This window comes from Martelella sp. NC20 (genome assembly GCF_013459645.1).
Taxonomy (GTDB): Bacteria; Pseudomonadota; Alphaproteobacteria; order Rhizobiales; family Rhizobiaceae; genus Martelella.
On the sequence record NZ_CP054863.1, the window covers coordinates 162,710 to 185,431 of the forward strand.

At 60.2% G+C, this 22,722-nt stretch carries 22 protein-coding genes and 1 pseudogene; 4 read left to right on the top strand and 19 right to left on the bottom strand.

The features are described from left to right. Window positions 1–71: 71 nt before the first annotated feature. Together HQ843_RS28700 and HQ843_RS28705 are read right to left on the bottom strand one after the other, a co-directional pair. A protein-coding gene (locus tag HQ843_RS28700; protein WP_246710490.1) for an IS5 family transposase occupies window positions 72–844 on the bottom strand; the annotation gives its coding sequence in 2 pieces (ribosomal slippage) (window positions 72–515 and window positions 518–844; 771 coding nt in all). A gap of 191 nt (window positions 845–1,035) precedes the next feature. Continuing rightward, window positions 1,036–1,791, bottom strand: coding sequence for an SDR family NAD(P)-dependent oxidoreductase (locus tag HQ843_RS28705; protein WP_180903566.1), 756 nt, complete (start codon window positions 1,789–1,791; stop codon window positions 1,036–1,038). Between the two features lie 97 nt (window positions 1,792–1,888). Between HQ843_RS28705 and HQ843_RS28710 the strand changes: the two genes are divergently transcribed. Continuing rightward, window positions 1,889–2,836: an AraC family transcriptional regulator gene (locus HQ843_RS28710; protein WP_180902534.1), complete on the top strand. Its 948-nt coding sequence runs from the start codon at window positions 1,889–1,891 to the stop codon at window positions 2,834–2,836. Between the two features lie 257 nt (window positions 2,837–3,093). Here the strand turns inward: HQ843_RS28710 and HQ843_RS30160 are convergent, their stop codons facing one another. The 6 genes and pseudogenes from HQ843_RS30160 to HQ843_RS28740 form a co-directional block, all read right to left on the bottom strand. Further along, window positions 3,094–4,635 carry an NAD(P)H-binding protein gene (locus tag HQ843_RS30160; protein WP_180902533.1) on the bottom strand — a complete coding sequence of 514 codons (1,542 nt, stop codon included), beginning with the start codon at window positions 4,633–4,635 and terminating at the stop codon, window positions 3,094–3,096. A gap of 291 nt (window positions 4,636–4,926) precedes the next feature. After that, window positions 4,927–5,460 (bottom strand): SRPBCC family protein, encoded by a 534-nt coding sequence (locus HQ843_RS28720; protein ID WP_180902532.1) that lies wholly within the window; start codon window positions 5,458–5,460, stop codon window positions 4,927–4,929. 107 nt (window positions 5,461–5,567) lie between these two features. Beyond that, entirely contained in the window at window positions 5,568–6,320 is a 753-nt protein-coding gene (locus HQ843_RS28725) for an SDR family oxidoreductase (protein ID WP_180902531.1), read from the bottom strand. Window positions 6,321–6,390: 70 nt separating this feature from the next. Next, window positions 6,391–7,458, bottom strand: a pseudogene (locus tag HQ843_RS28730) (alkene reductase). A gap of 39 nt (window positions 7,459–7,497) precedes the next feature. Continuing rightward, window positions 7,498–7,971, bottom strand: a complete 474-nt coding sequence (locus HQ843_RS28735; RefSeq protein ID WP_180902530.1) for an SRPBCC family protein — start codon at window positions 7,969–7,971, stop codon at window positions 7,498–7,500. Between the two features lie 33 nt (window positions 7,972–8,004). Then, entirely contained in the window at window positions 8,005–8,868 is an 864-nt protein-coding gene (locus HQ843_RS28740; protein WP_180902529.1) for an SDR family oxidoreductase, read from the bottom strand. Between the two features lie 107 nt (window positions 8,869–8,975). On the opposite strand from HQ843_RS28740, the gene HQ843_RS28745 reads away from it, so the two are divergent. Continuing rightward, a complete protein-coding gene (locus tag HQ843_RS28745; RefSeq protein ID WP_180902528.1) occupies window positions 8,976–9,866 on the top strand; it encodes a LysR family transcriptional regulator in 891 nt (296 codons plus the stop codon). A 406-nt stretch (window positions 9,867–10,272) separates the two neighbouring features. On the opposite strand, the gene HQ843_RS28750 is transcribed toward HQ843_RS28745, so the two are convergent. The 6 genes from HQ843_RS28750 to HQ843_RS28775 are packed head-to-tail and all read right to left on the bottom strand — an operon-like array spanning window position 10,273 to window position 16,338. Further along, complete coding sequence (locus tag HQ843_RS28750; protein WP_180902527.1) at window positions 10,273–11,310, bottom strand: ABC transporter ATP-binding protein; 1,038 nt, start codon at window positions 11,308–11,310, stop codon at window positions 10,273–10,275. 23 nt (window positions 11,311–11,333) lie between these two features. Continuing rightward, window positions 11,334–12,122, bottom strand: a complete 789-nt coding sequence (locus HQ843_RS28755; protein WP_246710491.1) for a carbohydrate ABC transporter permease — start codon at window positions 12,120–12,122, stop codon at window positions 11,334–11,336. A 50-nt stretch (window positions 12,123–12,172) separates the two neighbouring features. Continuing rightward, the gene (locus HQ843_RS28760; protein ID WP_246710492.1) at window positions 12,173–13,066 is read right to left on the bottom strand and encodes a carbohydrate ABC transporter permease; all 894 of its coding nucleotides are present in this window, start codon (window positions 13,064–13,066) and stop codon (window positions 12,173–12,175) included. A 25-nt stretch (window positions 13,067–13,091) separates the two neighbouring features. Then, on the bottom strand, window positions 13,092–14,375 hold the full coding sequence (locus HQ843_RS28765; RefSeq protein WP_180903568.1) for an ABC transporter substrate-binding protein: 1,284 nt from the start codon (window positions 14,373–14,375) through the stop codon (window positions 13,092–13,094). A gap of 50 nt (window positions 14,376–14,425) precedes the next feature. Then, on the bottom strand, window positions 14,426–15,496 hold the full coding sequence (locus HQ843_RS28770) for a Gfo/Idh/MocA family protein (protein WP_180902523.1): 1,071 nt from the start codon (window positions 15,494–15,496) through the stop codon (window positions 14,426–14,428). Window positions 15,497–15,522: 26 nt separating this feature from the next. After that, window positions 15,523–16,338, bottom strand: a complete 816-nt coding sequence (locus HQ843_RS28775; protein WP_180903570.1) for a sugar phosphate isomerase/epimerase family protein — start codon at window positions 16,336–16,338, stop codon at window positions 15,523–15,525. Between the two features lie 365 nt (window positions 16,339–16,703). Between HQ843_RS28775 and HQ843_RS28780 the strand changes: the two genes are divergently transcribed. Next, window positions 16,704–17,762 carry a LacI family DNA-binding transcriptional regulator gene (locus tag HQ843_RS28780; protein WP_180902522.1) on the top strand — a complete coding sequence of 353 codons (1,059 nt, stop codon included), beginning with the start codon at window positions 16,704–16,706 and terminating at the stop codon, window positions 17,760–17,762. Window positions 17,763–17,971: 209 nt separating this feature from the next. Further along, a complete protein-coding gene (locus HQ843_RS28785; protein WP_180902521.1) occupies window positions 17,972–18,334 on the top strand; it encodes a hypothetical protein in 363 nt (120 codons plus the stop codon). On the opposite strand, the gene HQ843_RS28790 is transcribed toward HQ843_RS28785, so the two are convergent. The 5 genes from HQ843_RS28790 to HQ843_RS28810 all read right to left on the bottom strand — a co-directional run bounded on the left by HQ843_RS28790 (window position 18,325) and on the right by HQ843_RS28810 (window position 22,716). Continuing rightward, window positions 18,325–18,465 carry a hypothetical protein gene (locus HQ843_RS28790; RefSeq protein ID WP_180902520.1) on the bottom strand — a complete coding sequence of 47 codons (141 nt, stop codon included), beginning with the start codon at window positions 18,463–18,465 and terminating at the stop codon, window positions 18,325–18,327. The genes HQ843_RS28785 and HQ843_RS28790 overlap by 10 nt on opposite strands. 17 nt (window positions 18,466–18,482) lie before the next feature. Then, on the bottom strand, window positions 18,483–19,598 hold the full coding sequence (locus HQ843_RS28795; protein ID WP_180902519.1) for an ABC transporter ATP-binding protein: 1,116 nt from the start codon (window positions 19,596–19,598) through the stop codon (window positions 18,483–18,485). Between the two features lie 57 nt (window positions 19,599–19,655). Next, window positions 19,656–20,408: a ribonuclease activity regulator RraA gene (locus tag HQ843_RS28800; RefSeq protein ID WP_180902518.1), complete on the bottom strand. Its 753-nt coding sequence runs from the start codon at window positions 20,406–20,408 to the stop codon at window positions 19,656–19,658. Between the two features lie 155 nt (window positions 20,409–20,563). Beyond that, window positions 20,564–21,838, bottom strand: coding sequence for an ABC transporter substrate-binding protein (locus tag HQ843_RS28805; protein ID WP_180902517.1), 1,275 nt, complete (start codon window positions 21,836–21,838; stop codon window positions 20,564–20,566). Between the two features lie 35 nt (window positions 21,839–21,873). Beyond that, window positions 21,874–22,716 carry a carbohydrate ABC transporter permease gene (locus tag HQ843_RS28810; protein WP_180902516.1) on the bottom strand — a complete coding sequence of 281 codons (843 nt, stop codon included), beginning with the start codon at window positions 22,714–22,716 and terminating at the stop codon, window positions 21,874–21,876. Window positions 22,717–22,722: the final 6 nt, after the last annotated feature.

Consider the following 22,722-nt stretch of genomic DNA (forward strand, 5'->3'; position numbering starts at 1 on the left):
ACGATAAGTATTTGAAATATTTAAAGCGTGTGGGGGCCTGCTGCCGGGCCGAATAACACATGCCAGAAGATCTACGGCGTAGACTCATAACGCTTTAGCCATAGTCGCACTGAGAAGAGCTTGATTGCGGCAAGATAGTTGTCGGCGCGTTTGTCGTAACGCGTTGCAATTCCGCGCGCTTCTTTGATGCGGTTGAAGAACCTTTCGACGAGGTTTCGATAGCGATAAAGGAACGAGCTGAAGGCGAAGGTCTTTTTCCGGTTTCGTTTCGCTGGGATGTTGGCAAATGCCTTCGCCTGGTTTGCCGTGGCGCGGATGGCGTCGGTGTCATAGCCACGATCGGCCAAAAGCGTCGTTCCTGCATGAAGTCTGGTGAGCAGGTCTTCGGCGTAGCGACAGTCAGCATGCTGCCCTTCCGAGAGGCGAAGATCAATCGGCAGCCCATCGGCATCGACGAGAGCGTGGATCTTCGTTGTCAGGCCGCCTCTGGAACGTCCCATGCTTCGATTGGCGCCCCCTTTTTACCGGTGGCGCCATGCTGATGCACGCGGACACACGACGAGTCGATCATCTGGATATCGCCGTCGAAGGCGGAAGAAATCGCCTTGAGAAGGCGATCCCAGACACCAGCCCGCCGCCAGCGGACAAAACGATTGTAACAGGTGGTGTGAGGACCATAGCGTTCCGGAACATCGGCCCATGGGCTGCCGGTGCGAAAGCGCCAGAGAATGCCGTTGATCACACGGCGATCATCAACCCGCGGCACGCCGCGGCTGTTGTTGGGCAGAAGCGGCTCGATCACCGCCCACTCGAAATCCGTCAGGTCAAAACGTCGGCGCATCAATGGTCTCCTTTCCTGAGACCATTGAATCAAATCATTCCGGAGAAGTGAACCCGTTTATGGGTTTACGGCCTAGGACATTGATTGACCGTTTGGATCACCTCTTCAAACGGCCCGCGATGACGATGATCAGATCGAAGGACAGACCCGCCGGTGTCCGCCCGCCGACCTAGGCCGTCGGGCTTGGGTTCAAGCTACCAAGGATAGGCTTCGTTGACCGACCCCGTGAAGGTGCCGGTTGGATCTTCGCTGCTGAGGGCGAGACGCACGGCTTCGGCTGCCCCTTGCTCGACGGTCTCGGTGCCTTCGTAGTTGTTGAGCGCAGTGCTGGTGAAGCCGGGCGTCACCGCATTGACCCTGATGCCTTCGTCTTCGAGATCGATTGCAAATGCCAGTGTGATGGCATTGAGCGCGGTCTTGGATGCGCCATAACCAGGGTTGAATGTCGCCCGGTAGGGATTGGGCGTGGAGTTGATGGTAAGCGAGCCGAGAGCACTCGAGACGTTGACGATTCGCGCGGCTTCAGACTTGCGCAGCAGCGGCACGAAGGCCTGGGTAACGGCCAGAACGCCGAACACGTTGGTCTCCCAAATGGTGCGGACCTCGTCCACCGAAATGAGCGTCGCCCGCGAACGCTGAATGTACTGCTCCATGTTTTCGCTTTCGGGGCCGTTGGCTCGAGAAATCGCGGCATTGTTGATGAGGATGTCAAGACGGCCGAACTGCCGCTCGACTTGTACGACGGCGGCATCGATCGAAGCCTGGTCGGTCACGTCAAGCTGGATGGGATGAACATCTCCCGAAAGGCCTTGCGCCGCGGCTACGCCGCGCTCGGGGTTGCGCGAGGCAAGCAGCACAGTGAGGCCCTGGGCTGCGAGGTCGGTTACGATCTGGAGCCCGATGCCTTGATTGGCGCCGGTGACGAGGGCGATGCGGGAGTTCTGTGTCATGGTCTGATCCTATTGTTGAATGGTCAAACAGGAGATGGTCATGGGCGTCTAGACGTTCTATATTTAAACGTCCAAGAAAGTTTTGTTGAAGTCCAGAATGACAGATCCCCTAACGCAGATCGTCAGCTTGCTGCAGCCGGGCGCACCGTTCTCCAAATGCGTCACCGGCTCGGGTCCATGGCAAGTGCGGCGGACGCAGTCGCCCAATCCCTATTACGTAGCGGTCCTCAGTGGGAGCTTTCGCTACTGGGATAGCAAGAGCGGCGAGGTCGCCGTCAATGAAGGCGACTTCATCCTTATTCCCTCCGCTCAGGACTTCATGATGCGGAGCACGGTATCAAGCAGCGACAATGACATGGTGACAGACCCGATCATTCTGCCGGGCGGTGGATATCGCGTCGGCCGCATTGACGGTCCCATGGATATGCGGGCGCTGGTTGGCTACTGCATTTTCCAATCCGACGATGCGGCTTTGCTATCGTCGCTGCTACCCGAACTGGTGGTTGTTCGGGGGGAGTATCACCTCGCCATGCTGATGCAACTACTCGGCGACGAGGCCGCAGGCAGAAAACCGGGACGTGAAGTGGTGTTGCGGCACTTGCTGGAAGTGCTGCTGATCGAGGCGATGCGTTCTTCTGCAGAGTTCGGCTATAATCCGGGGTTGCTACGAGGCCTGTCCGACGAGCGACTGGCAGTGGCAATTCGGGCCATGCATGCGGAGCCCGGGCGCGGCTGGACGGTGGCAGAACTGGCGCGTGAGGCGGCGGTGTCCAGATCGGGCTTCCACGACCGATTCCAGAACGCGGTTGGAATGGCGCCAATGGAATACCTGACGGCATGGCGGCTGACACTGGCGAAGGATCTCTTGCGCAAGCGGGAACTGAGCGTGAGCGCGATTGCCCGGCAGGTCGGCTACAGCTCGGCCAGCGCCTTCAGCGTAGCCTTCGGGCGAAGCGTGGGTGTGTCGCCGGCCCGCTATGCGCGCGAGCAGGCTTCGGCATCCGCTGGCAATGCAACAGAGAAATTCGAGGGCGCCATCGCCTGATGGGGCTGGCCGCACTTGCCCCTTGAGAGAGGGAGCAATTTCGAAAAGGGGAACCGCTTTCTTGGGCGAACTGGTACAGATCCTGGCGTGGACGAAGCGACAAGCCTCTGGAAAGACGGATAAAACGACAAAACCCGCCGCTGTTGCAACGGGTTTGTTGGTATCGTTGCAGGTTGTCATCTGAGGCCATTGGTTTTGGCCGATGGTCCTCCAAGAAGCGTGTATGCCCGGCGCTCATGCCGGGTCGGAGCAAGCTTCTACCACGTGATCAGCGGCGTCTTGGCGACGAACGCGTCGCTTTCGATCTGGTCGACCACGAAGTCGGCGGCGTCGGTTTGCGCGATCGTTCCACCGCTGAACTGCGCAGGGTCGAGCAGGGCGCGAACGGCTCCGCGGCGCGGCTTGTCATTCAGAACCGATGGACGAACGACGACCCAATCGAGACCGCTTCCGGCGATCAGGGCTTCCTGGCGATCCTTGTCGGCGTAAACGTTGCGCAGCAGCAGCGGCATGATGATCCGGTTGAAAAGGAAGCCGCCATGGCCACGGCTGTTTCCCGCGCCGATGCCGGTGATCGCCACGAGACGGCGGATACCCCGGCGCTTCATGGCGGAGATGACGGCTTTCGTCGCCGTCGAAAGCAACGTCACCTGGCGGAAAGGGCTGACCGGCGTGCCGAGCGCCGAAATCACCACATCCACGCCGGCCATCGCCTTGTCGAGCGCCGCGGCGTCGCTCGCATCGCCCTCGACGATGACAGCGTTCAGGTCCTTCGCCTTCTCCGGCGACCGCACCAGTGCGACCGGCACATGGCCGAGGTCGTTCAGCCGTTGGACGATGGCCCTGCCGGTGCCTCCGGTCGCGCCGAGCACCAACACCTTTTTCGACGCGGACGGTATGAGTTTTCCGGCAAGGAAGGCGCCGATGTCCTCAAGTGCTGCGGCACCCGCCTCCAACATCGCGAAGCTCGCGGGGAAGACATGCGTCATGCCCTCCCAGACATGCACTTCGTGGTCGATGCCAGCAGCCGCCGCCTGCACCGAAAACCGCACGGTGTCGTCGAGCAGAACCTCGTCATTGCCGGTGTGGATGCGCACCGGCGGCATCGCCGAAAGGTCCATATCGAGGCTTGGCAGCCGGTCGTCGTGCGACGCAGCCTGCCCGAGATAGGCTGATGCGGCTGCGGCCAGCGTTTCCCTGGACAGGAGAGGATCGGCCTCGGCGCGGTTGACGAGGGAATTGCCCGAAAGCGTCATGTCTATCCACGGAGACATTGCAACGATGCCGACGATTTTACCGGTTTTTGCCGCGTCAGCCTTGATGGATGCGAGCGCCAATCCGCCGCCGGCGGAATCGCCGACAACCGCAATACGCACGAAATCACGGGCGACGAGGTCGTCGAGCAACACGCGGACATCGTGAACCGCTGCGGGAAAAGGTCGTTCCGGAGCAAGCGCATAGTCGGCTATGAAGGCCGCGGCCCCGGCGCGCTGTGCGACATGACCCACGAAATTGCGATAGGCCTCGGCCGACCCGATGACGTAGCCGCCGCCATGCAGATAGAGGATGACCGATGCCGCGGCCACGTTTTCGGGACGGGCCCACCAGCCCGGCACGCCGCCAACCTCGCCCTTCTCGAAGCGGACATACTCGGGTGCGGGCGCCTGGCCCATGATGTCATCGAAGACCGGTCGGGCGGCAGGCTCGAGGGCGAGCTTCGGGTTTCCCGCGAACATGGCGCGCATCTGCTCCATGGCCTGCGCGTCAGCGGATGTAATATTGTGATGGATGATCGGCATGGTCGTTCTCCTTGTTCAAAGACAAGGTAAACTTACCGTCTATCAGAATACACAATAGACCATTTATCTAGACAAACCGTCTCACCAGCGGAACGGCTAACATATCGGTGTCCGCAAGATTCGCGATATTTGACCGTACCGGGCGTCTTTACCGCCGGACAGTCGGGACCAACGCGTAGAACTCGCGGAGCGGTCGACCTGCCGGCCGCTCTGCGAGCTGAATTGTCCAGAACCATCAGGCTCTCGGGCGATGGCGCACCGTGCCCCTTGGTCGGGCAGCGGCACTGCCACTCACCGTGCAAAGCCGGAGGGGGCGGCGGCGCTTGCGAAATGCGCGACGATATTCGCCAAGCATACCTCCATGTAGCCTTTCCATTGGCTCTTCACGAACAGCAGGAGCGGGAGCTTGGCAAGACCATTTTTCGCCTGGAACGTATAGGTCCACTTTGTCTTCGTGCCGCCATCTGCCTGTTCGAACCAGAACTCTCCGCGCGCCTGGGTCATGAGATGCTTGAGCGCGAAGCTCGGATCACTCACCCGGTAGGCGAAGTAGGACGGCCGATCATAATGAGTGAGACCTTCGTTCACGGTACTGCCATCCGCCAGGTGCACGACCCGGTGCGAACCCGTACGATCCCACGGGCCCGAGACGCCGGAGGTGGATGCGACGCCAGGCACCATGCCATAGCCGGTCAGAATCTTCGGCAGCACATCCTCGGCCGCAACGAAGTCGAAGACCTCCTGCATCGGGCGCGGCACGAATACCTCTCGTGTCACTGCGACATTCAGCGGGGCGGCTGAGCGATCATTGTGTTTGTTAGACATGGCGTGTCTCCGGGTGATGTTGTCGCAAAGTACCTGTCCCGATCTGCGATGAGGACGCGGCAATAAGGGATGGCCGGATCGCATCATCGCGACCCGGCCATGCGCGGTTACTTGAGAAACGGATTGATGGCCGCCAGCGTCTCGTCGAAGCGGTTCTCGGCCTCGGCGTTGCGCATGAAGTCGACGCCTTCCACAAGGATCTCGCGTGGCGTTGGCGTCTGCTGGAAGAGCGCGATGACCTGATCGGCGAAGGCGCCGAGCGGCATGAAGCGCTCGTTGTCCTGCTGACCGGGGGTCAATGTCGTCTGCACGGCGGGTGGGACCAGCTCGATGACCTCGATCTTGCCCTTCAACACGGCGCGCAGTGATTCCGTGTAGCTATGGATCGCGGCCTTGATCGCCGAATAGGTCGGGGCAATCACCAGCGGCACAAAGGCGAGCCCTGAACTGACATTGATGATGACTGCATCCGACTGGCGGCCAAGATGCTCGATCAGCGCATTGGTCAGCCGGATCGGGCCGAGCAGATTGCTAGTGACGGAGGCTTCCGCATCGGCGAGGTCGCGGACCTTGTCGAGCGGCCCTTCCATGCGCATGATGCCCGCGTTGTTGAACAGCACGTTGAGGCCGGGGAAGTCCGCGATGAGCTTCTCGGCGAAAGCCGCAATGCTGGCGGGATCATTCTGGTCGAGCGTCAGCGCGTGAATGTTCGGTCGGTCGCCGATCGCCTTTTCCAGTGTTTCCAGTCGCCGTCCGGCGATAATCACGGTGTTGCCGAGATCGTGAAAGCGGTGCGCGAGCGCCTCGCCGATCCCTGTGCCGCCGCCGGTGATGAGAATGGTGTTGCCTGTCGTCTTCATGGGATAATTCCTTGTCAATTTGGCGGCTGGCCGAGACACACCCGCGCCAGCCGCTGTTGATGCGGCCAGCTCAGGCGCGCTCGAGAACGGGATAGTCGGTGTAGCCTTCGGCGCCGTCGCCGGCGTAGAGCAGGTCCTTGCGCACCTCATTGAGCGGAGCGTCCGTTTTCAAACGGACAACAAGGTCGGGATTGGCAAGCACCAGGGAGCCCAGGGCCTCCATGTCGACGCTGCCTGCCGCGACATCGGTTCCGACCTGGTCGCGCGTGCGGCCCGGCCGGTTGACGATGAGCACGCCGCCAAAAGCCTTGCGGATATCGGCAAGGAGCGTTTCGTTGCCGATATGCAGAACATGCACATAGGCGATACCGAGCTTGTCGAACTCCGCCGCCAGATAGCGGTACAGATCGTCGTTCTCGTTACCTTCGGCGACGCCGCCCATGGGAAGTCCCGGCGACAGGCGGATGCCCGTCTTCTCAGGCCCGATCTCGGCGACAATGGCCTACACCACCTCGATCGCAAACCGCGCGCGGTTCTCGAGCGAGCCGCCATACTCATCGGCGCGTTCATTGGTGTTCGGCGCCAGGAACTGATGCACTAGATACGCATTCGCGCCGTGGACCTCGACACCGTCGGCGCCGGCTTCGATCGCGCGGGCAGCGCCATAGGCAAAATCGGCAACGGTCTGGCGAACCTCGGCGGTTGTCAGCGCCCGGGGCTCGGGAACGGGCAGCATGCCATTGGCGGTGAACATGTCTTCGCCCGGGGCGATCGCGGAGGGCGCGACCGGCTGGCGATGATGCGCCGTGTTATCCGGATGGGATCTGCGGCCCACATGCATGAGCTGGACGAACAGCCTGCCTTCGCCCGCATGGACGGCGTCGGTTACCTTGCGCCATCCGGCGACATGGTCATCGGTGTAGATACCGGGCGTATTCAGATAGCCCTGGCCGTCCTCCGACGGCTGGGTTCCTTCGGTGATCAGCAGACCCATGGTTGCCCGCTGCGCATAATATTCAGGGGCGAGCTCGCCGGGGGTGCCGTCGGGATTGGCCCGGCTGCGGGTCATCGGCGCCATCGCAAGGCGATGCGGCAGTTGCAGATTGCCGAGCTTTATGGGGGACCAGAGATCGGTCATGTCAGTTCTCCTATTGGGTGGATGATGCGGGCGCGAGGATCAGAGCTTGCCTTCAGCGAGCATTTCGCGGGTGCGTTTCAGCGTGGACAGCAAAGCGGCCCTGTAGCCCTTGTCGCTGTCGAACTGCGTCTGCTCGGCCTGCTCTTCCGGACCGTTCGCCTGCTTGTCACGCAGTCCGAGGTAGCAGTAGAATTTGAGCTGAAGCGCGCCTGCTCCGTCCTCGAACAACTCGTTGACGATGGCGCCCTCGCGTGGGCCGGTCGCCTGGAAGAAGGTGACCTTGCGCTGCGGCTCGAGCACGATGATCTCACGCAGGTCGGCGCCGGCGATGGTGGCGTCGCGGACGAAGTGCGTCGCGCTTTCCTCAGTGACGTCGCATTTGGTGCACAGGCCGGGCGGCAGGAACAGCCGGGCGTCGCGCGCCTTGAGCTCGAGGCCCTTCCAGACCTGCTCGCGGGTGAGCGGGGTTTCGCCTTCCGGGTTCACCGGAACGGTTGCGGTCGAATAGATCATGGTCTTGGTCCTTGTCGATGAGGTGTAGCGGCGTCAGCCGGCGATCTGCGCGACGTAATCGCGGTAGGTGCGCAGCGAGCGGCCGAGCAGCGTGGTGAGCCGGTCCACATCGCCGTTTTCCGGCAGCATGCCGTCGGACACGAAGCGCTCGGCCATCAGGCGCATATCGTAGGCCATCCACCCCGGCATGAACTGGCGCACATTCTGCTCGAACCCGACGGTGTCTTCGCCCGGATAGGCAATCTCGCGGCCGAGAACCTCGCTCCAGATGGCGGCGGCGTTCGCGCCGGTCAGCGTATCGGGGCCAACCAGGTTGATCCGGGTGAGCGGAAGCGGGGTGGGCGACTGTTCGCGGCGGATCAGCTCGATCGCGGCGATCTCGCCGATATCGCGGGCGTCGATCATCGCCAGGCCCTTGTCGCCGATCGGCATCGGGTAGATGCCATAGCCGGTGATCGCGTCCAGAATCGTGATTTCGTTGTCCATGTAATAGGCCGGGCGCAGGATGGTGGCGTTCATCCCCATCTGCTCGATCATCCGCTCGACACCGAATTTGCCCGCGAAATGCGGCACGTTGACGTAGATGACGCTGTGGATCACCGACAGATAGACGATGCGCTCGATCCCGGCTTCGCGGGCAACGTTCAGCGTGATCAGCGCCTGGGTAAATTCGTCGGCGACGACGCCGTTCAGCAGAAACAGGGTGGAAACGCCGCTCATGGCGCTGCGCAGCGAGTCGACGTCGAGCAGGTCGCCCTGGACGACATCCACACTTTCCGGAAGGCTGGCCTTTGCGGGATCGCGAACGAGAGCGCGGACATCGGCGCCGCGGTTGAAGAGCTGTTCGACGACGTTACTTCCGACATTGCCGGTCGCGCCGGTTACGAGAATGGTCATGGTGGTCACTCCTTTGGTTGGGCTGTCTGCTTGCCCCCAATTTAGCGATCCACATTCGCGCCGACAGACGTTATATCTAGACATAGCGTCTCACGAATGGAACACTCATGGACCTCCTTGCCCTCGCCGATTTCAATCTGGTCGCCCGTTACGGCGGCTTCGGAAAAGCCTCCCGTGCCGCGGGACGGCCCAAGGCGACCCTCTCCCGCCGCGTTGCGGAACTCGAGGCAAGCCTCGACCTGCGGCTGTTCGAGCGGGGCGCACGAGACCTGAAGCTGACCGAGGAGGGACGCGCGCTGTTCGAACGGACCAGTCAGTTGCTCACCGAACTCGATGAGACAGCCACCGCAATCGCTTCGGGTGGCCAAAACCCACGCGGCAGGCTGCGCGTCAGCGCACCGCTGCTCTTCTCGCAGACCGCGATGGGAAAGCTGGCCGCAGGCTTTGCCCTGAAATACCCGGAGGTTCGGCTCGAGGTGACGACAGAGGACCGATCCGTCGATATGGTGGAGGAAGCCTATGATCTGGTGATCCGCGTCAACCCGGAGCCGGATGAGAGCCTCGTCGGGCGGGTTTTCCTGCGCGACCGGATGGTGGTCGTGGCAAGTCCCGACCTGGCGCGACCGACGGATGACAGGACGGTTCCGGCCGTCGTCCGCGGGCCGGGCAATGGGGCCCAATCCTGGAACGTGATGAAGGATACCGGCCGGGCGAGCATCTCCGTCACTCCGATCCTCAGCCTGTCGTCGCTCGTCATGGTTCGCGATGCGATCCGGATGGGCGTCGGCGCCGCGCGTCTACCGATATCCCTAGTCAGCCACGATCTCGCCGATGGCACGCTGGTCCACTGGGGCGACGTCGAAGGATCGGAGATCTCATTGTGGACGCTCTACCCGTCGCGCCGGCTGCTGAGCGCTCGCGTGTCGGCCTTCCTCGATTATCTGAGGGAGGCTTTCCCGGAGGGAACGCCGGACGAGCTTGCGGCCTACCTCGGATGATAGGACAGGCGCAGCCCCGGGCTGAACGATGCTCACGGCGATAGTCGGCATATCGATGCTCCGAACGCGGGCAACCGGCAACCAAGCACGTCTGCGTACTTCATCGACGGTGGCCGGCAGAATGCCAATATCGAACGGGATGTGCAGGGCGATCCGGCGCTGCCTGCACTTGGGCTGGCAGCGGAAATCCCGGACGAAGATGACTGCACCAAAGCTAACGGCAGTAATCCAGGCCAGAAAGCCGAAATAGAGAGTCAACCGTTGCAGAAGGCTTCCTTGAACATGCCAACGGAAGGATCATGCGCTCTGACTTACGTTCTCCATCTTGCTGAAACAGGTTCATTGGACGTGGTTTGGCCATTCCCCCCGTTTCCGGTGATTGACATGGCTGTCTCCATTGCGCGCCCTAGATCGACCGCAAGCCGTCGCGGTCGAACAAGTGGACCTTCGTTGCATCTGGCATCAGATTCAAGATATCCCCCGGTCGAGCTTCGATCCGTTCGCGGAAGATGCCGACGATTTGTTCATCGCCCAGGCGAAAGATAACCTGTGTTTCGGATCCGGTCGGCTCAAGGACCACGACCTCGGCGGGGAGTCCATCGGGATCAAGGGCAATGTTTTCGGGCCTGATCCCGTAGACAGCAGCTTCGCGTTTTTCGGCAAGAGGAAGTTCATGATCGCCAGAAATGCGGAATCCGCTGTCCGTAACCGTGCCGCGGATGAAGTTCATCGACGGCGATCCGAGAAAGCCGGCAACGAACATATTGGCCGGATGGTCATAGAGCTCCAGCGGCGCCCCGACCTGTTCAATTCGTCCGTCTTTCATCACCACGATCTTGTCGGCCATCGTCATCGCTTCGATCTGATCATGCGTGACGTAGATGATCGTCGTTTTCAGCCGCTGATGAAGCTCCTTGATCTCGGCGCGCACCTGCACGCGCAACTTGGCGTCAAGATTGGAAAGCGGTTCATCGAAAAGAAAGACCTGCGGATCGCGCACGATCGCGCGTCCCATGGCCACACGTTGCCGCTGTCCGCCGGACAGCTCGCGCGGACGGCGTTCAAGAAGCGCGCCAAGGCCAAGAATATCAGCGGCCTGTCGGACTTTGGTGTCGATTTCAGCCTTGGGAACACGCTTCATCTTCAGCGCAAAGGACATGTTTTCCGCAACCGTCATGTGCGGATAGAGCGCATAGTTCTGAAACACCATCGCGATATCACGATCCTTGGGCGCGAGATCGTTTACAACCCGATCGGCGATGCGGATCTCGCCAGAGGATATGTCTTCCAGACCGGCGATCATGCGCAGGAGCGTCGACTTTCCGCAGCCGGACGGCCCAACGAGGATGACGAACTCCCCATCTTCAATCTCGATCGAGACCTGTTTCAGCGCCTCATAGGCACCGTAGAATTTACCGACTGTGTCGATGCTCATTTCAGCCATTTAAATCTCCCCGGACTGCATGACTATTTGCCTGCAAGCGCACCACCGACGCCGCCGATGCTGAAGAAACGATTGAGAAAGGCAAAAACCAGAACCGGCGGCAGCAGCATGATGACAGCACATGCCATCACCGGCCCCCAGTCGGTCTGGTTCTGCTGAAAGAAGGTCTGAAGTCCGATCGGCAGCGTGAAGTTGGAATCGGACCTGAGAAAGACCAGCGCGATCAGGTAGTCATTCCAGGCCAGAAGGAAACTGTAGATTGCCGTGGACAGGATTCCCGGCAGCGAATTTCGCAGCACGATGCGCACGAACGCACTTAAAACCGAACAGCCGTCAATCCAGGCCGCCTCTTCAAGTTCCTTCGGTATCGTGTCGAAATAGGCCGACATCATCCAGCAGGCGACCGAAACCGAGGTTGCCACGTAAATGATCGCCACGCCGGCAAGCGTGTCCACGAGATGGACGGCGGCAAACATGACGAAAAGCGGGATTACAAAAACCACAACCGGAAAGGACTGGATGACGAAGATACTCATGGCGTAGATCGAGACGATCCGCCCCTTGGCCCGGGAAAGAACATAGCCCGCAGGCGCGGCCACAAGCAGCGAAGCAACCGTGGCGAACAGGGCAACAGAAAGGCTGTTGACGGTCCAGGTCAGTACGTTGGTATTGACGAAAATATAGCGGAAATTGTCGAGCGTCGGGCCGACGATATCCGAATAGAGCCGTGGACGCAGCGACAGCCAGAACACCGCCAGGATCGGCGTAAGGAGGACGGCCGTGATTACGGTCGCAGCCAGAAGCCGGACCATGGCCATCCTCGCGCGCTGCCGCGCCTTTTTGGAAACAGGAGGGACAACACTCATGACACGCTCGACTTTCTTATGAGGTTGAACAGGCAGAGCGAGAGAACAGCCAGCACCGTGGTGATGACAAAGGTAATGGCAATGCCGTAACCCGGCTGGAAATCCTGGAAGACAGTGCGATAGGCCATCACAACCAGCGAACTCGTGGCGTTGACCGGTCCGCCGCCTGTCAGCAGGAAGATTGTCGGAAAGTCATTGACGGAGAACATCGTCATCAGGATCCAACTGATATAGGTGGACCGCGCCGTCATCGGCAGGATCATGTGGATCAGCAGGCTCCACGGACCGGCGCCGTCAACGCGTGCTGCCTCGACAGCGCTCTGGTCGACCGTTTCCAGCGCTCCTGCAGCCATCATCATCATGAACGGATAGCTGATCCATATCTTGAAAACGCAAACGGTGATCACTGCCATGGTCGGATCGGCCAGGAACATTACCGGCCCGAATCCCAGCGCTTCGGCCAGTTGCGGCATGATGCTGTTTCGGGTGGCGACCAGCCAGTTCCAGCCCATCGCCGTCACCACGATCGGCACGATCCATGGCAGCAACAGCAGAACACGAAAGATGGCGCTTCCCGGGAAACGGGTCCTGAGAAACAGCGCCAGTGAAAAACCGACGACCCAACTGCCGAATACACCGCATACGGCGAACAGAACGGTGAAACGCAGCGATTTCCAGAAAAGCGGATCCCGGAAAACACGAATGTAGTTCTCGACGCCAACAAAATCGCCGAGCTTCAGAAGGCCACCGTCGTGAACGGACTGCACCGCCGCGACAACAACCGGATAACCGTTGACCAGCGCCATCATCAGGATCGATGGCAGGGCGAGCCCTGCCATCGTCAGCCGGCGGCGGCGTGCGGTGGACGTGTCTTGAAAGAACATTGACATTGCGCTGTCGCCGTATCCTGTCCTGTCAGTTCATGATCTTCTCAAGCTGCCCCTGCAGATCCTCGAGCAGCTTGCGGGAATCCGATTTCCCCTCGACGATACGCTGGGCAAACGTTGCCGTCGCGTTTCCGCCATCAACAGCATTGAGCGCGCCGAAAGCTTCGCTGGACTGGGCGGCGATGGTCTTGCCGTGCGGCTGCCACTCGTTGATTGCAAGGACAAGCTTCGGATTGTTCTGAATGACCGGGAGATCGGCGATACTTCTCTTGACCGGAAGATCGGTGATCACGCCGGATTCCCAATAGACCTTGATATTGTCGAGGTAGTACTCAAGGAACGCCTCGGAGGAATCCTGCGAGGGTGTCGTATCGAACATCATCAGGGGATTGAGGTAGTAGACCGTTCCCTTGTCGCCATGCGGGCCGAGGATCGGATTTGCGACCTGGAGATCATCACGCTCGTTTTCCGGAACGATCCGGTCCATGCCGGTCTGCCCGAAGCCCATGGCGATATGTCCGTTGATCCAGTCGGTTTCAACGTTATCGCTGCTATAGCTGATCGCGTATGGGTCGATAATTTTCTTGGCAACGCATTCCTTCAGAAATTCCAGGGTTTCGATATTGCGGTCGTTGACGCAGTCAAGCGAACCGTCCTTGGCGAAAAACCCGCCGCCATTGTTGATCATCAAAGCGGAAATCGTGTGCTTTGCGTCGGTGGTCGTCGAACTGGCCGCTATGCCCAGACCCACCGCGCCGATCTTCGCCAGCTTCTCGCCGGCAACGATGTAGCTGTCCCAATCCGTCGGCACATCGGCTCCGGCCTTTTCGAGCAGCGACCGGCGATACCAAAGCACCCTCAGATCCATTGACCATGGCATGGCGGCAATGCCATCATGCGTCGTCATCGCCTCGAGCAGTCCGGGCAGAAAGTCGTTCTTGCCCGCGGCATCGAGCTTCGAGACCAGATTGTCGGCCGGGATCATGACTCCCTGCTCCATGAAGTAGAACGGCAGAAAGGCCGCGCCGGAACTTACGGCCGGGGTTGTTCGCGACGCCGCCGCCGATGTGAAGGTCTGGTACCAGTTCGCCCAGGGAATCGATTGATAGCTGACCTCGCCAAGGCCGGCTGCAGGCTCATAGGCAAGCGCGACTTCACGCGCGGCATTGGTATAGCCGGAGGCTCCCCAGACCATGTCCCAGAACTTGATTTCCTCAGCACCGAAGGCCAGGGACGGCAGTCCGGCGGCGCCTATCGTCGCAGCACTGCCGGCCAGGAATGTACGGCGTTTCATTCGCATAAAATCGTTCATGTTCTCCTCCTCATTGAACGAACGCTCTCAACAATGCTGCACCGCCGGTATCAATCCGGGAACGCAGCGATAATCTCGGCAAACAGCCGCAGATCTTCGGCCGCATCCTCAAGCGACGTCTCCAGGGCCGAACCGCTTTCGATCGCCTGATGGAATGCCAGCCACTGACTGGTATAGGGATCGCGATAGGTGGGTCTGCCGATCACCGTATCGAGGGTCTCGCCGGCTGTGCTCTTGGTGGTCAGGGTCGTCGGGAGATGGCGGATGAAGGGCGTGTCATAATCGAGCCTGTGCCGCTTATCGCCAGCGAAGATTTCGATGTAAGCGTCGAAATCACCGACCTTGTCCACTCCCATCTCGAATGTCGCGGCGAAACTGCCGTAATCGAGAAGCGCGCTGACGAAAACACCGCCGCTTTTCTGCGTGGCGCCCGCCACTCTTTTGGGACTGCCCACAAGCCCGCGCAGCGCCGACAGGTCATGCGAGCCGAGCCCGCACAGCATCCGGTAGGCCGAGACATGGGCGCTGCCGACGGAACCCAGCGCTTCAGCCACCTGTGCGGCAGCCCTTGCCTTGCGTTCGTCCATCTGAGCCGGCGTCAGATCGGTTGCCGAAATCACCCTTTCGGTCTGGTCGAGAAAGTAGTGGTTGGGACCGATGATGTCGCGCACGGCGATGTGGCGTATGTCGTCGCGCGCCGGCATGTCCGACAGCATTGAACGATAGGCGCCGGCGAAACGGCGCATATAACCCACCATGGCAATGCGCCCGGAAGCGTCGCGGGCCGACCTGATGCGATCAAGGTCGGGAAGCGTCAGGCAGACAGGCTTTTCAATCAGCACATGGCAACCGGCCGCAAGCGCATCGACGGCACAGTCGGCGTGATATTCGTCACTGTTGACCACAGCCACGACATCGAGTTGCTGCTCGCGGAGCATGGCGTGATGATCGGTATACCGTTGTGCTTCGGGAAAGCCCGTACCGATTGCTTCGACAAGGTACGGGGATATATCGCATAGCGCAGTGATTTCGAAATGGTCGCCCAGTTCTTTCAGGACCGGGAGGTGGATCACCTGGGCGACCATTCCGAGGCCGATAATTCCAACTTTCTGCTTTGTCACGTTAGCATTCCATTATCTGCTGATTTTTACTTGTTGCCGGAGCGCTGCATGCCCGCCAGATAGGCATGGCTGTTTGCGGCGAATGCGAAGGGATCGGCGGGATTATCGTGCTCGACCACCAGGTAATCAGCTCCGAGACGACGCGCCTCTCCCCAGAGCTTCGGCCAGTCAAGAATCCCCGTTCCGACATCGCACCATCCATCCTCGTCGGCTTTTTCGCCTTCAGGCGCCTGATCCTTGACATGGGCGGCGTTCAGGATGGAAGCGAAGCGTTCCATGAATACGACAGGGTTGACTCCACCGCGGGCGATCCAGGCGATGTCAGCCTGCCAGGCAAGCGGCGTCCCCTCAGCACCGGCAAAGAGGTTCGCCAGCGCTGTTTCTCCGTTGTCCAGGATATCGAACTCCCAGAAATGATTGTGGTAGCCGAGTGTTATGCCGTTTTCGGCCAAACGAGACGCCAGTTCGCCGAGTTCGCGGCCAAGCGAACGCCAATGGTCTGCGTTTCCAACGCGCTCAGCCTCCGAGAAGGCAGGCATGTAAAGCCGCGTCATGCCGACCTGTCCGCATGCGTCCACCGTTTCGCTCAGTCGGGTGCGCAGATCGGCCATCCCGATATGTCCACTCGGGGCTGACAGATTGTTTTTGGCAAGACCTGTCTTTAGGCGCTCGATATGATGAAGATGAGCTCCGATCGGCTCCACCAGCCGATATCCAGCCTCGGCGGCGGCGGAAAGCTGCGCTTCCAGTTCACCGAGCTGTCGCAGACTCCACAGCTGGAGTGAAAGAATAGTCTCGAATTCGGTTTCCTGACCGGAGTCCATGACATCAAAACTGGCCATAAAACACATCTCCTGATTGTCATGCGGACACACTTCCGCATGCACCGCCCCGACAGAAACGGTGATATAACGAACCTGACGCGCAAAACCGCGTCTATCTGGAAATCGAATGGATTTCCTCCTCCTGGTCGGCGACCTCCCCGTCGCCGGATTGCCAATCATCAATTTTGAAGAGTTGCACAATCGATTGCACAGCTATAGCCGTGCAATCGATTGTGCACAAGCTCCTAATTTGAGAATAGGCCAAGTTTTTTTATTGCCAAGCACACATCCCATAGGGCACTAGGAAGGATAAAGTACCCGTTTTACAGGGCAAAACGACGGCGAAAACGGAAAAATGCACCGCGTTCATGGCAGGAAGAGCATTGGCTGATTACGACGACATATCGCGGAATTTACCGGAAAAGCCGCAGGGTCGCCGTTCGCCTACAATTGCCGACATCGCCAAGCTGGCTGGCGTTTCGCCTTCAACCGTCAGCCGCTCGCTCGCAGGCAATCCACGGATCGGGAAGGAAACGAGGAAGCGCATTGCCGATGTGGCGCGGGATCTTGGTTATACCGTCAACCGTCACGCGCGCTCGCTCCGTATGCAAAAAAGCGGTATTCTTCTGGTGCTCATCCCTGACATCGCTAATCTCAACTATTCCGATCTGCTGATGCAGATCGACAGAATCGCCCATGAGCGAGGTTATGACATTCGCATCGGCCACATCGGCGTAGACACCGGCAGGGTTGATCGACAGGCCGAGGACCTTTTTACGGGAGGGATCGACGGAATACTGCTCACTTCCGACTATTGCCCATCCAACATTGCCCGGCATGTGGCCGCCGGCGAGGCTCTGCCGGTTGTCCGCACGCTAAGTCCAACGGGGACGGACGAGGGGATTGCGGGCGTCCAGATCGATGAAGAGGCAGCCGCCTTCGATGCCGTCAGCCATCTCCTGCGATGCGGCCATCGCAGAATAGCGCACCTCGCCGGCTCACCCGGGCTTCTGGTTTCCCGACTGCGTATGGATGGCTGGCGGCGGGCACTTGAGAACGCCGGCGAGCCGATATCGGATGAGATCATCGGAGAGGGATTCGCCGTCGAGGACGGGCGTCGCGCCGCCCGGGCGCTGATAGCCGGAAACGATTATCCCGACGCCGTCTTCTGCGCAAACGACCTGTCGGCCTACGGATTGATGTCCGAACTTCAGGCCGATGGCGTTCGCATCCCGGAGGACATTGCTGTCGCCGGCTTCGACGACCTCAGTTTCTCCAGCCTGTTTTCGCCGCCGCTGACCACCATTCGCCTGCCGCGGCGCGATATGGCGGAAGCCTCCATCCGGTACCTTGTCGACCTGATCGATGGAAAGGATGCTCCGTCTTCCGGCTACATTCCGCATCAGTTGGTCATCCGCAAAAGCACAGGAAGCTCGCAATGAACCGCGAGACGCCTCCTCACCCTCAGCCTTCTCATTCGCCATGCCCCCTCCCCGCTCTCGCGGGTAGTGTTTTCGCAACAGCAATCTGAAGCAGTGCATGATCGATTTTCCGAAGCTGCGACACAAACAATGTGGATCATTGGAAACCGTCGGGCCAACACCTCGAGGAGAAAGAAATAAGTGTCAGTGGATCCGGCGTCCGCACAGCCATGTGGGCGATGGAGTGGAACCGGGAGGAGGCGGAATTCGCGATCCCGGAAGCCGTTAAACACGGCATCGATTTTCTTGAGATCACCATGGCGGAGCCGGAGCTGATCGATGTAGCGCACACCGGCGCGGTTCTGGAAAGGCACGAGTTGGAATGCGTCTGCTCGCTCGGTCTGCCCCTCGACAAACTGCCGACCGACAACCCCAACGGTGCCATCGACTTCGTGAAGCGGGTTATCGACAAGGCGGATGCGGACGGTGCCAAGGCGCTGAGCGGCGTTATCTATGGCGGCCGCGCGCCAGCGTTGACGCGCGGCGTTTTTGCCGGTCCGGGAGGCAGGAGGAGACCGACGTATCAGGCCTGAAGAGCCGCCCCGTCAGCGTCCGTTCCGCAAAGCGCGACCTCGATGCCAAGCGCTCTGGCGAGCGCCACCCTGGTTTTCACAACGAGGCCGGCAACCTCTGCGTCATCGGCATCGACGACATCCGTCGACATTACATCTATCCTCCGGCTCAGGCAGCCGGCGCGGCGACCGCCGCGTCAGGCCAGCGCTGACCATTCTCGTCAAAGAAATGCAGGTCGGCGTCATCGAACCCCATATGGATGCGATCGCCCCGGGCGGTATCGACCAGGCGCGGGAATTTCGCGATTACGGGATGCCCGACGCCAATATCGACGTGCACATTGGTAAGCTCGCCGAGCTTTTCGGAAACCAGAACCTCACCGCTCAGCTTGGCGGTCGTCCCATCGGCGTGATGAAGATGCTCGGGACGAATGCCGACATAGGCGAACTTGCCATTGTCGTCCGCGCTGAAGGGATGCGCACGCCCGAGCGATAACGTCGCGCCGCTCTCGATGCGCAGGTCCGTAGCGCCCGCATCAACTTCCAGCTTTCCCTTGACGATATTCATTTCCGGCGAGCCGATGAACTGTGCCACAAACAGGTTCTGCGGGCGGTCATAGAGATCGAGCGGCGTGCCGATCTGCTCTATCCGGCCATCATGGAAAACCACGATCCGGTCGGCGAGTGTCATCGCCTCAACCTGATCGTGGGTGACATAGATCATCGTTGCATCCGGCATCTTGTCCTTGAGGTTGGCGATTTCGATGCGGGTGGCCACGCGCAACGCGGCATCGAGATTGGACAGCGGCTCGTCGAACAGGAAAACCTTGGGATCGCGCGTCACCGCGCGACCGATCGCCACACGCTGGCGCTGACCGCCGGAAAGATTGCGCGGATGGCGGTCGAGATAGCTCGTCAGTTGCAGCATGTCGGCAGCCCGGCGCACGCGCTGGTCGATCTCGGCCTTCGGCATGCCCGAGACCTTCAGCCCGAACGCCATGTTCTGATAGACCGTCATGTGCGGATAGAGCGCATAGGACTGGAACACCATGGCAATGCCGCGCTCGCCCGGCGGGACGCCGTTCGACACCTCGCCATCGATCACGAGCGTGCCCGAGGTGATTTCCTCGAGGCCGGCAATGATCCGGAGCATGGTCGATTTGCCGCAACCCGATGGCCCGACGAAGACAACGAACTCGCCCTTGACGATTTCGAGATCAATGCCATGCAGGACTTCGACCGAACCAAACGACTTCTTGATTTTCGAGAGCGATACACTCGCCATGGCTTGTTCCTCCTTTGGCCGTCGCCGGCCGATAGCGGCACTACGCGCGCCCGTGCCTCAATGCTTGCTGTCAGTCTGGCGCGCCCGCCATGCCTCGTATTCGTCCCGTGCGGAGGGATGAAGCGGATAGTATTTGCGCAAATCGCCGCCCTCGGAGAGCCGCAGACGGGAAAAGTCCTCCCATTCAGCATGCTCGCTCGCGACGCCGAGAACCTGTTCGGCAAGTTTGACCGGCACGGTAACGACACCGTCGGCGTCGGCAACGATAATGTCGCCCGGCACCACCAGAACGCCACCGCAGGCGATCGGGATGTTGACGGCGTGCGGAAACAGGCTGGTCTGGGTGTGGTAGTTCGGTGTCGTGCCGCGCACCCACATCGGCAGGCCGGTGGCCAGCGCTTTTCGGCTGTCGCGGATGCAGCCGTCCACGACGATGCCCGCGCCGCCGCGGCCGGCCATATAAGTCACCATCATCTCGCCGAAGACGCCGCTGCGCAGGTCGCCACGCGCGTCAACGACGACGACATCCCCTTCCTCAACCTGATAGAGAACCTGCCGATGCATCTGCGCTTCCGGATTGCCATACTCATCGATGTCGTAGACATCCTCGCGCTTGGGAAGGAACTGCAGCGTCAGGGCCGGGCCGGCGACGGTCTTGATTTCCGCACCGCCGGTAAAGGGCACCGGTCCAAGAATGAACGGATCGCGAATGCCGAGCTTGCTCATTTCACCGCTGATTGTCGCCGTCCCGATATCTGCAAGGGCCTTCACGAGTTCCTTTGGCGGTCGCTGGATAGTGGGAATTTGCATTGGAGTCTTTCCTGTTGGAAATCGCGCCGCGCCTGCGCTCGACTGCGGGCCTTTTGTTGTTCTTGGTGCGGTTGCGGGAGTATCCTCCCAAAACCCCTGTTTCGCACCGTTGGGGGCAGGCATCATTCGCGACGCCTGCCTCTCGGCGCACCTTGTTACTTGTCTGCGAGTGCCTCGATCTGGTCGGACGCCCATTTGACAGCATCTTCCGCGCTCGTGTCATCGACCAGCATCTTCTGGACAGAGGTCGACAGAACCTTCGAGGTGTAAACCTCCGATGCCAGAGGTGTCGGTGCACCGCTGTAGCCGATGGTCAGGCCGTTGGCGGCCATTTCATCGAAATTCGCGAAGGCCGGATTTTCGGTGAACAGCGGCATGTTGGCAGCCATTTCCGGGAAAATCGGATACCAGCGGCCGCCGGTGACTTCGATCAGCTTCTGGTAGTAATCCGGCTGGAAAAAGAACTCGATCCATTCCTCGGCGAGTTCCGACTGGTCGGTCTGGCTGGAAACCATCCAGGAGAAGGACCCGAGAAGGGTGGAACCTGCCTCGATATCGGGATTGCCCGACGGAATGTTGATGAGCGCGGTGTTGTCCAGAAGCTCCTGATCGTTCTCCACCATCCAGGAATAGACACTGGGCGGGTTCATGATGAAGGCCGCGCGTCCGGTCTGATAGGCGGTATTGTTGCCGCCATCATCCCAGGTCAGCGCCGAACGCGGGATCGTACCCTCGTCGAACATGTCCTTGATGTACTGGTAGGCGGCAATCGTTTCCGGCGAGTTGAGGGTGACCGTCTTGCTGTCTTCACCGAAGAGCGCGCCGCCGAAGGACCAGATCAGCATGCGCAGGTCGGACTCGGTGTCGTTGGCGTTGGAGAGCGGCAGGCCGAGACCGGTATACTGCGGATGCTTTTCGACGATCGCCTGGGCCACCTTGCGCAGATCCTGCCAGGTTGTGGGAATACCCATTCCCGTTTCCTCGATCAGGTCCTTGCGGGCGAACATCGGAACGAGATCGATTTCGATCGGAACCGAATAGGCCTTGTCCTGATACATCGACTGTGGAACCATGCTCTCGTAAATCCCGCCTTCGGCCTCGCGCGTGCTGGCGAGAACATCGTCGACCGGGGCCGTCATGCCGGCGGCCGCATAATAGGACGAGTTCTGGCTGAGCTGCATGAAGGCGTCCGGTGAGGCGTTACCCTCGAAGGCGGAGGCCAGACGCTGGGTCAGCACATTGGCCGGAACGACGACATAATTGACATCGACGCCCTTTTCCTTGCCGAATTCCCTGGCCATATCGCCGATCAGGGCGTCGGCCTCCTTGTTGAAGGCCTGAAGCCCCCAGATGTTCAGCTCCTCCGCCTGCACATTCGCTGCCACCAGAACGGCGGCAGACGCCAGCAGTGTTGTTTTCACGAATTTCATTTTACTTCCTCCATAGTTTTGAAAACTCATCGACATCATCCCTTCACACTGCCGGCGGCGAGGCCTTCGACAATGTAGCGTTGCGCCACGATGTAGATGATCAGGATGGGGACGATCGCGATCACAGAGCTCGCCATCAATTGTCCCCAGATGAACGTGTCGCCCATGACAAGACCGGCGAGACCCGCCGTAAAAGTCTTGGAACTGTCCGAATACGCGTAGACAAGCGCATACAGGAATTCATTCCAGGCATGGGTGAACGCGAACAATGCGACGACTGCCAGTCCCGGTGTCGCGATCGGCACGATGACGCTGCGCAGGATCTGCATCCGGCTGGCGCCATCCATCAGCGCCGCTTCATCCAGTTCCGCCGGGATCGTTTCGAAATAACTGATCATCATCCAGGTGCAGAACGGCACGGTGAAGGTCAGGTAGGCGACGATCAGGCCGATCTTGGTGTCGACAATGCCGAGATATTGCAGCACCAGGAACAGCGGGATGAACAGCAGCGAAGGCGGCAGCAGATAGGCGGCCACGATCAGTCGCGCCGACATCGCCCGTCCCGTGAAACGCATGCGGGCGATCGGATAGGCCGTGAGCGCGCCGACGACGGCGGAGATCACGGTGACGCCGATGGCAACCTGAAAACTGTTCAGCACGTAGCGCAGGAACGGCGAGTCAAACAGCGCATCCTGGTAATTGGCGAGCGTGAACTGCTGCGGCCACAGCGTCGGCGGAATGGCGTAGATTTCCCGCGATTTCTTGAACGAGGTTACGACCACCCAATAGACCGGCGCCAGCGACCAGAACAGGGCGAAGGCAACACCGATCGCGGTGACGATATTGCGGATGATTTTGGTTCTTCTGCGTTCGACCATCATAGT